Here is an 11,804-nt window from a genome sequence, read left to right on the forward strand (position 1 = left end):
TCTGCTATTAGCTAGGAAGATATGGTAAAATAATAACTGAAATGATGTGAAGTGATTGAATGAGGGGTTAAGTATGTTGAAACGATTGAAGATTTTTCAAAAAGGCTCTGGAACGTCCCCTTATATATGGAGTATTTTGAGCTTTCTTCCTTTTTATTTTATTTTTCAATCTTCTTCTACGGTTGAAATTATTGTTGGAATTATTTTAACGGTTTTGTTTTTTGTGTCTTTACGGTTTGCGTTTATTTCGAATAATTGGCCTGTTTATTTGTGGTCCTGTATTCTGATCACGATATCAATCACGATGACGATTCTGTTTCAATTTGTCTATTTTGCATTTTATATTGCTTATTATAATGGACATATCAAGAAGCGCGGTGCTTTTATTACACTATATGTGATTCATCTAGTCGCCACGACGATTTCGATTAATTATAATATCGTTCTGCAAGATGAATTATTTTTAACACAGCTGCCGTTTATTATTATTATTTGGATTAGTGTCATTCTCCTTCCATTCAATATTTATAATAAGAAAAAGCAGGAAGAGCTTGAAGTGAAGTTAAAGGATGCCAATGATCGAATTTCAGAGCTGGTTAAACAGGAAGAGCGCCAACGAATTGCGCGAGATTTGCATGACACATTGGGACAAAAGCTGTCATTAATTGGACTGAAAAGCGACTTAGCTCAAAAATTAGTGTTTAAAAATCCAGAGCAAGCTCGCAATGAAATGACAGATGTGCAACAAACGGCTCGAACTGCATTAAAAGAAGTGAGAAAAATGGTGTCTTCGATGCGTGGTACTCGCTTATCAGAGGAAATGGTTCTTGTGAGACAAATTTTAAAGGCGGCTCAAATTGAATTAATTAGTGAATCAGAATTGAAATTAACGAATGTATCTTTGTTCTTAGAAAATATATTAAGTATGTGTATGAAAGAAGCGGTGACGAATATTGTGAAGCATAGCCATGCCTCTACTTGTCACATTCGTGTGGAACAAACAGCCGATCATGTTCGATTGCTTATTCAAGATGATGGTGTCGGTCTTGTGGAAGAAAGTAGTGTCGGTAAAGGTAGCGGGTTGTTAGGGATGAGAGAGCGGCTAGAGTTTGTGAACGGGACATTAGAAATTGTAAAGGATCATGGAACGACTCTAATTATGAAAATCCCTAATCACATTCGGCAGAGAGAGAAGGAGGAACTGAAATGATTCGAATAGTGATTGCTGAAGATCAGCGGATGCTGTTAGGGGCCTTAGGTTCCTTGCTCAACTTAGAAGATGATATGGAAGTGATCGGACAAGCGGCGAATGGGGAAGAGGCGATCACTCTTGTGCAGCAATTAAAGCCAGATGTCTGCATGATGGATATTGAAATGCCAGGGAAAAGTGGGTTAGAAGCAGCAGAAGAGCTGAAAGGGCTTGACTGTAAGGTAATCATATTAACGACATTCGCCCGTACAGGATATTTTCAACGAGCGTTAAAAGCGAAGGTGAGCGGCTATTTATTAAAGGATAGTCCGAGCGAAGAGTTAGCTAGCTCGATTCGCAGCATTATGGCAGGCAGTCGAATCTACGCTCCGGAGTTAATGGATGACTTTTATAGTGAAGAGAATCCTTTAACAGAGAGAGAAAAGGATGTATTGGCTCTTGTGGCTGATGGAAAAAGCACAAAAGAAATTGCGACAGAGCTTTATATTACGACAGGAACGGTTCGGAATTATATTTCCACTATTTTCGATAAGCTGGAAGTGAAAAACCGAATTGAAGCGATCTCCCAATCAAAGGAGAAGGGCTGGTTTAAATAAAAAAAGGGACGGTATGTGCATACCGTCCCTTTTTTTACATATCGTGGCTACTGTGCTTCTTCTGGCGGGAGTGATTTTTGTTTTTCACTTTGTGAGAGCCACTTAACGGTTGAGGTTGAGTGGTTTCCGTTTTTTCTGATTTTGAGGCACTTTTTGTCATGATTCCTTCGCCCCTTTACATAGTTTGGTGATTGTCATGTTCAACTTGTCTTAGTTGTTCTTGCATTTCGCTTAACTGTTCTTGCTGAGCCAATGTAGAATTGGCAAAAGCGGAGACGAGACTATTTTTCGCTGTTGCGATATTTTCTTCTGTTGAGTCCGTCCGTGCTTGATTAACAAATCGCCTCGCTTCTCGAAAAAGCTTTTGTCCCATTTAAAATCCTCCAAGTGTTAGATCAGGATTTTCTTCTGTCTGTTCATTTGTATAACGAGCCTCTGATTCCGAGAAGGTTGTCCGATAAGGGAAGCGTTCATCATGCTTAGAAACAGCATCCTTTCCTTGTTGGACAAAACGTTTCGATTTGCTGTTTTTTCCCATTATGAATCCCTCCGAATAATGAGTTCACAGAAGATATCTGTGTCCTTATTATTGTGACTTTAAATCAATGGATTATGAACAAAAAAATTTTTGTTTTTCATGTATAAATGTTCAATCGAGTGGCTATTATAAATAAGGCAAGGGACGAAAAACTCCAAATGGGGTGATGGCTTTGGACAAATATTGTGCTAACCCAGATTCGGGAATCTCGCTATACATCATCATGTAAATGAGGTGTTTGTCGGAGAGCAGGTACATGTTGTAGAAACCATTTGAATTTCTTGCATAATGACGGTGCGCCGAGTGGCGTGCCGTTATTTTTTAACAAAAAAAAGACTAAAACCACCCTTGAGTTTTGGCCAGCTCAGGCGGTTTTAGTTCGTCTTTGTGCCGATCCCCGATAGGGAACCCGCTATTGTATCGCCGTTTCCGATGTTACAGCATCGAAGCGGCTTTTTTAATATATGGTTATTTGTTTTTATTATACCTGAAAATGAGGGGTTTGAAAACATAATACAATAGAGTTTTAAACCTTTCACTTTGTCGCTGTTATTATAATGTAAGAAAGGATATAATAAGGAAGAAATTTATGCTGCTTCAACTAGAAGGCAACATCTGTTGTTGATTGCAGTTGTACTTTATCGTAAAGGTGGTTTTTGCATTGACGAATAAACATGAAGGTTTGCCTCCAAAGACTTGTACGATTGAACGCCTTGTGACGATCAAAGAAGATGTAGAAAAGGTGCTGAATGGACAAAAAACAGCTACACGTCGTAATGGGAGATATGCGGACGTTGGAGAGATCATGACGTTAGAGAATGTTGATTTTGTTGTTGAGCGTGTGTATCATCAGACGCTAGGCGAGTTGACGGATGAGCATGCTAATCAAGAAGGGTATGCAAACGTTGAGGAATATAAACAATCAATTTTAGCGATTCATCCTAAGATGCCGTGGCTTCCGCATATGAAAGTATGGGTTCATGAATTTCGCCAAGTGTAACTTCAGATGATGTATCAGCTTCTCGTATATGTCCATGTTTTTAGTGCCATTTTGTCGATTGGTCCGTTTTTCGTTTTATTCCCTCTTTTGAAAAAATTACGTCTAGCAACACTTGAGACTGAACAAGCCTGTATCGATGTCTTTCAATCCGCGATTCGCCTTGTTAAGCATGCTGGTCATGTGTTAGTCGGATCGGGGATCTTATTGATGCTGATAGGCCCGTGGCCATGGACTACTTCATGGGTCGTGATGACGATTGTGGTCATGGTCAGTTCGATCTTTTTCTTAGCACGAGCCTTTACGCCCACATTAAAACAGTTTAATGAGCCGTCAGCCAACAAGCGGCAACTTGTTGATAAGCTTTATCGCTCTCTCTGGATTTATATTTTCTTATTAACTATTATGCTATGGTTTATGGTTGTTAAGCCGGTACTATGGTAACAGTTCAATGAAAAAAGCAGGCATGTATCGCCTGCTTTTTTCATTGAACTTGTTTTTCTTTCATCACAGGTGGCTCAATTAAAAGACTGCCAGCCGCTGCAATGATTAATAAAACACCAGTAAAGAGAAAGCCTTGCAATGGAGTGAAAGCGAATAAGCCTGTCAATCCTGAGCCAACCACGACACCTAAAGAGAAAAAGGCATAGAAGTAGCCGTACGCTTTGCCTCGGTGAGCGGGAGTAATCGCTTGAACGAGTAATGAATTGAGCGACGGAAAGAGAAAAGCAAATCCAACGCCATACAGGATCATACATGCGTATAGAAGAGAAGTATGATCTAGCTGACTTAGTAAAATCAAGCTCAGTCCCATCGCACTCATACCGAACGCTAACGTTGATGTCGGTTTAATTAGATCAAATAACCGATTGGTTGGTAATAGGAAAACAAGGATCGCTGTTATACCAAACGTACTTAATAGCATCCCACTTGTTCGAGCATCGAATCCTAGATGGATCACTTTCAGCGGTAACATATAAGCGAGAACACCTTGAGAGAACATCAGTAAAAAAGCGCCAATAAAAGCTTTTACCACGTTTGTTTGTTGGAAAAAAGCACGTATAGGCATCGCTTGCTTTTCTTCTCTTTCTTCAAGGGAAGTAGGGACATTGTTTCGCAAAAGAAAGAGGGAAACAATAGCTAAAAGAAGCATACAAGCAGCGGTTACTGTTAATACCGTTACTTCGTTTGTTTTGCTAGCAACAATCCCACTAAACGCAGGCCCGATGACAGCGGCCAATCCAACGAAAGCTCCAGAGATTGCGGAGCTTTTTCCTTTTTTCTCTTCTGTCGCTACATTTGCTAAATAAGTAAACGCAGCAGGAACAATCAATCCAGCAAGAAAACCATGTAAAAACCGAATAGCTAGTAAAGACCAAGCATCAACCGCCAATCGATAAAATAAAAGCGAAACACCTGTTAAGATTAAACCGATCACTAAAATTCGAAAGGCTCCTTTTCTATCCGTGAGAAACCCAGAGATCACATTTCCAATCGTATTAGAAAAGGAATAGGTGCCAACGACCAAGCCGGTTAATAAAGGTGTGGCCCCTAGCGATTCCGCAAACGGACTCATAATCGGTAGCTGAGTAAACAAATCAAAAAATGAAAAAAATACAATGATATAAACAAATATTCTCATGAGGAAATACAGCCTCCATCTAGTTGTCTTGCTTTCTATTGTTCTTTTTATTGAAGCATTTGTCAACGACGATTTGGTGAATAATCATTGACGCCTATGTGTCTAGGAGGAAAGAAGACGAGCCACTTTATTTAGTGATGTAATAACAGATAGAAAACTAATTACCTTGATTATTTTCTAACTAGTTTGACATGTGATTTTATTCAAGTTATAATTATTTCCAATTAAAGCACACAAATTCGATGACGAGAAAAAGTAATTTATGTGGCTGTTCCACAGAGAGCCGGTGGTTGCTGAAATCCGGTGTTTAGTTCATAAGTGAAAATCATCTCTGAGAAGTTAAGCTGAACATTAGTAGGCTTGAACGGGTGTCTACCGTTAAAAGGAACGCGTATGATTGTACGTGGCTAAGTGCTATTGAGAAGTTTTTCAATAGAATTAGGGTGGTATCGCGGTTAAACCCGTCCCTTTCTTCAGGGGCGGGTTTTTGTGTGCTTTAATAAAAACTATTAGGAGCGATATCATTATGAAAAAAGAACAAACAAAAGAATCGGTTCGTCAACGTGAAGAGCGGATTCGAGAACAATGGTTACACAATCACACCTTTCAACAATCGATGACAAACAGAGAAGGTAGTCCTTCATTTGTCTTTTATGAAGGTCCACCGACAGCTAACGGATTGCCTCATGTCGGTCATGTATTAGGCCGAACCATTAAAGATGTGGTCGCAAGATATAAAACGATGACTGGACATCAAGTCATTCGCAAAGCCGGCTGGGATACGCATGGTTTACCTGTAGAACTCGGAGTAGAAAAGCAATTAGGGATATCTGGGAAAAGTGAGATTGAGAACTATGGTGTAGAAGCTTTTATTGAGAAGTGTCGTGAAAGTGTGTTTATATATGAAAAACAGTGGCGAGAGTTTACAGAGCAGCTAGGTTATTGGGTAGATATGGATGACCCTTATGTTACATTAAATAATTCGTATATTGAAAGTGTATGGCACATCCTTGGTACGATTCATGAAAAGGGATTACTCAATAAAGGTCATCGTGTGTCTCCTTATTGTCCGAGTTGCCAAACATCTCTTAGTTCACATGAAGTGGCTCAAGGGTATAAAATGGTGAAAGATTTGTCTGTCACAGCAAAATTCAAAGTTCAAGACCGTGACAATGAATATTTTCTTGGATGGACGACAACACCTTGGACATTACCTGCGAATGTGGCGTTAGCTGTTCACCCAGAGATGACATATGTGCGCGCAAAGCAAGGAGAAGAAATCTTTGTTGTAGCTGAATCATTAGTGGAGGCTGTTTTACAGACGGATTACGAAATTTTGTCTGTTCATCAAGGTGCGGATTTGATTGGTCTCTCTTATGTGCCTGTATTTGATTTTGTGGATGTGAAAATAGGTCATCAAGTGATAGCAGCCGATTATGTAACAGACAATAGTGGAACAGGGATCGTGCATATCGCACCAGCATATGGTGAAGATGATTATAAAGTTGCACAAGAAAATGGTTTGTCGTTTGTCAATGTCGTCAATGAAAAGGGAGAATATACAGCAGAAGTTCCACTATTTCAAGGGCGCTTCGTCAAAGATTGTGATATCGATATTATTCGTGCGCTTGCTGAAAAAGAATTATTGTATAGTAAAGAAAAATACGAACATAATTATCCTCACTGTTGGCGTTGCGATTCACCGCTTTTGTATTATGCAAATGAAAGTTGGTTTATTAAAACAACTGCATTGAAAGAACAATTCATCAAACATAATGAAGAAGTTACTTGGTATCCAGATCATATTAAGCATGGTCGCTTCGGCAATTTTTTAGAGAATATGGTTGATTGGAACATTAGCCGCAAACGCTATTGGGGCACGCCGCTGAATGTATGGCAATGTGACACATGCAGTCATCAACATGCACCAAAAAGCATAGCTGAATTAAAGCAATCGTCTATCCATCCAATGAATGAGGGCCTCGAATTGCATAAACCTTATGTGGATCGAGTGAAACTTCGTTGTTCTCAATGTGAAGGAACGATGACACGAACACCAGAAGTGATTGATGTTTGGTTTGATAGCGGCTCGATGCCATTTGCTCAGTATCATTATCCATTTGAAAATCATGAGGTTTTTTCAAAACAATTTCCAGCGGATGTTGTCATCGAAGGAATTGATCAAACGCGTGGCTGGTTTTACAGCCTGCTTGCCGTATCAACGTTATACACAGGAAAAGCACCATATAAACGGGTGTTATCCCTTGGGCATGTGTTAGATGAAAAAGGACAAAAAATGTCTAAAAGTAAAGGGAACGCATTAGATCCAATGGATTTAATGCAAAAATACGGGGCAGATGCGTTGCGATGGGCGCTATTAGTGGATAGCTCTCCATGGAACCCAAAACGTTTCTCGGAACGAGTGGTGCAAGAGGCTAAGTCGAAGCTAGTCGATACGTTTATGAACGTCCATAGCTTTTACCATCTTTACGCCGAGTTAGACGGTTTTGATCCAAAGCAAGAGTACACTAGCAAGAGAAACAAATTAGATGAATGGATTCTTTCTAGATTAAACAGTACGGTGAAAGTAGCGAAAGTTCATTTAGAAGATTACCAATTGACGAATGCTACGAGAGAAATTGCTAAATTAGTTGAAGAGGTGAGTAACTGGTACGTTAGACGCTCTCGAGAACGTTTTTGGTCGAGCGGCATGAATGAAGATAAGGTAGCTGCTTATCAAACTCTGTACGATGTACTAACAACTATTAGTCAATTATTAGCTCCATTCACTCCTTTCGTTGCGGAAGAGGTCTATCATCATTTAATGGGAGAAAGTGTACACTTGGCAGACTATCCAACTTATGATGAAAAAATGATCAACGTACAACTAGAAAAAGAAATGGGAGCGGTCTTACAGGTGGTGGAATTAGGGAGAAGTATTCGAAATACGACTTCTTTGAAGGTGAAACAACCGTTATCCAGTCTTTTCTTGTTAAGTACAGGTGAAGAAATCAATTGGTCTCTTTATCAAGACATTATTTTAGATGAATTAAATGTGAAGCAGTTTCAAGAGGTGGAGAAAGAAGAGCAATTTTCAATAATTAAACTAAAATTAGACTTTAAAAAATCAGCGGCTAAGTTTGGGAAACAAGCAAATGTAGTGAATACATGGCTCCAGCAATTAACCGATGAAGAGTCGAAGCAATTTTTAACAGTAGGTAGTGGGGAAATATCCCATGAAAACATTCAAGTAATGACGGATGATGTGATCGTCGAAAAAACGACGAAAGAAGGGTACGCTTCCGCCACAAATGGCGAATATACGGTCACTTTAGATATCTCTTTAACGGAAGAACTTGTACAAGAAGGAATGGCGCGAGAGTTCGTTCGGGCGATACAAGATTACCGGAAGAAACTGAACTTATCTGTTAACATGCGCGTCGATATTGCAGTCAGTACGGATGAAGAGTTAAATCAAGTACTTCAGGCGCATCAAGCGATGATACAAGAAAACTTGTTGATGCGAAACTTACACTTACAAGCGGATGTTTCAGAAGGGGCAGAGGTGAAGATAGGAGCTCATGTAGCAACTGTCCAACTTGTACCGGCAACTTAAATAGGTGAAATAAAATAAGGAGGCCAGCTCCCCAGTTCGTTAAGAAACTGGAGAGTTGGCCTCTTGAAGATGTTGAAACAATGTTCGTTTCATTTCGTTAAATGTTTGTGTGGTCATGACTTCAGGATCTCTCGGTCGTGGCAAATCGACGGTTAATTCATAAATGATTTGGCCTGGTCTGCTAGACATGACGTAAATGCGATCAGATAATAGTAACGCTTCATCGACATCATGTGTGACGAGTACAACTGAACGCTGAAATTGCTGCCAAATCGAAAGCAACCATTGTTGTAATTGCCTTCTCGTCAATGCATCCAATTTGCCAAATGGTTCATCTAATAGCATGACTTCCTTGTGACAAAGGTGGGTGCGTAAAAATGCTGCTCGTTGACGCATCCCACCTGAAAGCGTATGCGGATACGAATCCGCAAAACTTTCAAGTCCGAATAATGTGAGCAATGATTGGGCTTGCTCGCGAGCTTCTTTTTTATTTACACCGGCCACCTCTAGCGGGACAATGACGTTATCTAGTATCGTCCGCCAAGGGAACAGCACATCACTTTGCGGCATATAACTGACATGCCCTTTTTGATTCGTAATGTCCGTGCCATTCAACGATACCGTTCCTTCATCAGGGTTCGTTAATCCAGCGGCGATATCTAAAATGGTACTTTTCCCACAGCCACTTGGTCCGATCAGTGAAATAAATTCCCCATCTTTTACTTCAATACTCGCCGTGCGAACAGCCTCAATTGTATTTTTAGTTGTATAAAACGTTTTTGAGACATTGCTTACGAGCAACTTGGCTGTTTCCATCACACAATCTCCCTTATAGAGGTGTTTTTTATTTCTTTGGCAAAAATTCGTTCGTAAAAGCATCCTCTGTCTTTAGTTCTTTATCGATCAATTTTTGTTCATACATCCAATCAGCAAAACGTTGCCATACGTCTTCTTTTTGTACACCCCATTGTGTAGCATCTGCTTGATATTGTTCACTTACCCATTTCTGACTCGCTTTCACTAGATCAGCATTCAGTTCAGGTGCGTGTTTTAATAAAATATCTGCCGCTTCTTCATGGTTTTCGATCGCAAATTCATAACCTTTTGTTGTAGCGGCCATGAATTTTTTGACCATTTCATTCTGATCAGCTATGTGCTTTTCATTCGTGACAATCACAGGTGTGTAATAATCTAACGCTGGATCAAGATCCTTTAACATCATATAATTTACGTCCATGTTACGACGCTCTGCTTCCACACCGTCCCAACCGTAATACACCCATTCAAAATCAGCATCTTTTCCGATAGAAGTGAAGAAGTCCGTTTGACCTAACGTAATGTTTTCCACTTTGTTATAATCCGCATCATTTTTCTTCATGACGGCTTTAATGACAGCCTCTTCAATTGGCGCGCCCCAACCACCGTAACGCTTGCCTTCAAAATCTTTCGGTGTGCTAATGTTCGCTTCTTTTAATGAAGCAAGAGCGGATGTGTTATGCTGAATCACTGCTCCGATCGATACGAGCGGGATATCACTGACTCTTGCATAGGTCACACCTTCTTGATAACTCACACCAAAATCAGCTTTTCCTGATGCCACTAATTGATCAGCCGTCGATCCTTCACCTGGTTGAACAATTTCAACATCTAAACCTTGTTCTTCATAAAAGCCATTTTCTTTTGCTACATAAAAGCCAGTATGATTCGTATTCGGGAACCAATCAAGCATTAGTGTCACTTTTTCTAATTCTTTATTGGCTGTATCTTTCGTTTGTTTATTGTCTGTTGTTTCTTCTTGCTGTTGGTTGCAGCCGACTAGCAAGATGAGCAATAGCATAGATATGATTGGCCATTTTACCCATTTCATATAGTTGATTCACTCCTTAAGATTCTTGTTGATAGTGCCAGGAAATTAGTAGCCTTGCGATCACTTCAATGAGGAAATATAACAACAAACTAAGTATGATCACAACAAAGATCGTGGCGAATACTTGAGCCGTTAAAAATGATTGCGTCGATCTCGTCATTAATATTCCTAATCCTTTGCTCGCTCCTAGCCATTCACCGATCACAGCACCCATGACACTATATGTACCCGCAATTCGTAACCCAGAAAAGAAAAAGGGAAGTGCTCCTGGAAGCTTTACCATGCGAAAAATTTGTCGTTTCTTTGCTCCCATCGATTCCATCAATCGAATCATATCGCGATCAACTAAACGATAACCGTCAGCTAAGTTGACGGTTATCGGAAAGAAGCAAACGAGAGCAACAACGATCACTTTCGGTAACAATCCGTAGCCGAACCACATCATAAATAAGGGGGCAACGGCAATGATCGGTACGGTTTGCGAAATAATAAGCAGCGGGTAGACCGATTTTCGTAGCCAGTCGTTGAGATCAATGACCGTAGCAATCATTACACTTACGATGACCGCTACACTAAAGCCGATCACCGTCTCATAAATCGTTTGACCAGCATGCATCCAAATCAGTTCTCGTGCGTCCCATAGCGCCTGCATGACAGCGGAAGGACTCGGCAAAATCCACTGCTCAATTTGGGAGATGCGAACACCAACTTCCCATAAAAGCAGAAGGATGACGAGTGTAAGCGCAGGAAGAAATAAAGATGACCATCGCTTGAAGAAAACGGTCACGCCTGCTCGCTTATTTTCTGTATTTTGCTGTTTTTTCATCCATTGTTACTCCTTCAGGTCGGTAATGGATTTTAATATTTGTTAACACTTCAATCGCTCCAGCATCAAGACAGGCTTGCTGTGCTTTTTTGACGATGTCTAACAGCTCGTCTAATTGACCTTCCATTACAGTTTCCAACGGACCGACTTCATACTTCACACCTGATTGTTGAACGACTTCAATCGCCTTATCAACTAATTCATATGTATTTCGCTCCGTTGACTTAGGGATGACTTGAAACCCGACATTTGTTATGGACATACTTGTTCCTCCTCCTATGTAATGGTGTGATGAGTGGTGAGTGACGCTATGAAAAACGAAAAAAGCTGCCTATTTTGGTAGGCAGCGAGTTTTTAGCTAGCGTCATTCATCTTTCACTCATTCCCTACGCTGGCATTACCCAGATCAGGTTCAATGGTCGATGCGTTTGAGGCATCCTCTCAGCCGGACGGACCCAGCTCCCATATACACTATTAAAATTTAAATACTTATTCTACTATAGCAAATAAAT

The 11,804-nt window shown here is 40.2% G+C and carries 13 protein-coding genes, 1 riboswitch and 1 other annotated feature; of the genes, 5 read left to right on the forward strand and 8 right to left on the reverse strand.

The annotated features are described in order from the left end of the window. Nucleotides 1-73 precede the first annotated feature (73 nt). Nucleotides 74-1,210, forward strand: a complete 1,137-nt coding sequence (locus ACSVDJ_RS08455; RefSeq protein WP_439168004.1) for a sensor histidine kinase — start codon at nt 74-76, stop codon at nt 1,208-1,210. Beyond that, complete coding sequence (locus ACSVDJ_RS08460; protein ID WP_439168006.1) at nt 1,207-1,806, forward strand: response regulator; 600 nt, start codon at nt 1,207-1,209, stop codon at nt 1,804-1,806. Before ACSVDJ_RS08455 ends, ACSVDJ_RS08460 begins: the two co-directional genes overlap by 4 nt. Before the next feature lie 34 nt (nt 1,807-1,840). On the opposite strand, the gene ACSVDJ_RS08465 is transcribed toward ACSVDJ_RS08460, so the two are convergent. Genes ACSVDJ_RS08465 through ACSVDJ_RS08475 form a run of 3 tightly spaced genes read right to left on the reverse strand, consistent with a single transcriptional unit; the run spans nt 1,841 to nt 2,344 of the window. After that, on the reverse strand, nt 1,841-1,966 hold the full coding sequence (locus tag ACSVDJ_RS08465; RefSeq protein WP_439168008.1) for a small acid-soluble spore protein P: 126 nt from the start codon (nt 1,964-1,966) through the stop codon (nt 1,841-1,843). Between the two features lie 15 nt (nt 1,967-1,981). After that, nucleotides 1,982-2,179: a DUF3813 domain-containing protein gene (locus ACSVDJ_RS08470; RefSeq protein ID WP_439168010.1), complete on the reverse strand. Its 198-nt coding sequence runs from the start codon at nt 2,177-2,179 to the stop codon at nt 1,982-1,984. Further along, the gene (locus ACSVDJ_RS08475) at nt 2,180-2,344 is read right to left on the reverse strand and encodes a hypothetical protein (protein WP_198508054.1); all 165 of its coding nucleotides are present in this window, start codon (nt 2,342-2,344) and stop codon (nt 2,180-2,182) included. A gap of 661 nt (nt 2,345-3,005) precedes the next feature. Between ACSVDJ_RS08475 and ACSVDJ_RS08480 the strand changes: the two genes are divergently transcribed. Continuing rightward, on the forward strand, nt 3,006-3,344 hold the full coding sequence (locus ACSVDJ_RS08480; protein WP_439168011.1) for an ASCH domain-containing protein: 339 nt from the start codon (nt 3,006-3,008) through the stop codon (nt 3,342-3,344). Between the two features lie 6 nt (nt 3,345-3,350). Beyond that, on the forward strand, nt 3,351-3,785 hold the full coding sequence (locus ACSVDJ_RS08485) for a hypothetical protein (RefSeq protein ID WP_439168013.1): 435 nt from the start codon (nt 3,351-3,353) through the stop codon (nt 3,783-3,785). A gap of 40 nt (nt 3,786-3,825) precedes the next feature. Here ACSVDJ_RS08485 and ACSVDJ_RS08490 read toward each other — a convergent pair whose 3' ends face one another. Next, a complete protein-coding gene (locus ACSVDJ_RS08490; RefSeq protein ID WP_439168014.1) occupies nt 3,826-4,983 on the reverse strand; it encodes an MFS transporter in 1,158 nt (385 codons plus the stop codon). A gap of 233 nt (nt 4,984-5,216) precedes the next feature. Further along, nucleotides 5,217-5,455, forward strand: a binding site (T-box leader). A 54-nt stretch (nt 5,456-5,509) separates the two neighbouring features. Here ACSVDJ_RS08490 and ileS point away from each other — a divergent pair. After that, the gene (ileS, locus tag ACSVDJ_RS08495; RefSeq protein ID WP_439168015.1) at nt 5,510-8,599 is read left to right on the forward strand and encodes an isoleucine--tRNA ligase; all 3,090 of its coding nucleotides are present in this window, start codon (nt 5,510-5,512) and stop codon (nt 8,597-8,599) included. A gap of 39 nt (nt 8,600-8,638) precedes the next feature. On the opposite strand, the gene ACSVDJ_RS08500 is transcribed toward ileS, so the two are convergent. From ACSVDJ_RS08500 to ACSVDJ_RS08515, 4 genes are read right to left on the reverse strand one after another with little or no spacing between them, the layout of a single operon-like run. Continuing rightward, nucleotides 8,639-9,415: an ABC transporter ATP-binding protein gene (locus ACSVDJ_RS08500; protein WP_439168017.1), complete on the reverse strand. Its 777-nt coding sequence runs from the start codon at nt 9,413-9,415 to the stop codon at nt 8,639-8,641. A 28-nt stretch (nt 9,416-9,443) separates the two neighbouring features. Then, complete coding sequence (locus tag ACSVDJ_RS08505) at nt 9,444-10,466, reverse strand: ABC transporter substrate-binding protein (RefSeq protein ID WP_439168019.1); 1,023 nt, start codon at nt 10,464-10,466, stop codon at nt 9,444-9,446. A gap of 16 nt (nt 10,467-10,482) precedes the next feature. Next, nucleotides 10,483-11,292: an ABC transporter permease gene (locus tag ACSVDJ_RS08510; RefSeq protein ID WP_439168021.1), complete on the reverse strand. Its 810-nt coding sequence runs from the start codon at nt 11,290-11,292 to the stop codon at nt 10,483-10,485. Further along, on the reverse strand, nt 11,264-11,554 hold the full coding sequence (locus ACSVDJ_RS08515; protein ID WP_439168023.1) for a thiamine-binding protein: 291 nt from the start codon (nt 11,552-11,554) through the stop codon (nt 11,264-11,266). The genes ACSVDJ_RS08510 and ACSVDJ_RS08515 overlap by 29 nt, the downstream gene beginning before the upstream one ends. 104 nt (nt 11,555-11,658) lie before the next feature. Continuing rightward, nucleotides 11,659-11,768, reverse strand: a riboswitch (TPP riboswitch). Nucleotides 11,769-11,804: the final 36 nt, after the last annotated feature.

Source organism: Bacillus sp. Hm123, assembly GCF_051842975.2.
Classification (GTDB): Bacteria; Bacillota; Bacilli; order Bacillales; family Domibacillaceae; genus Bacillus_CE.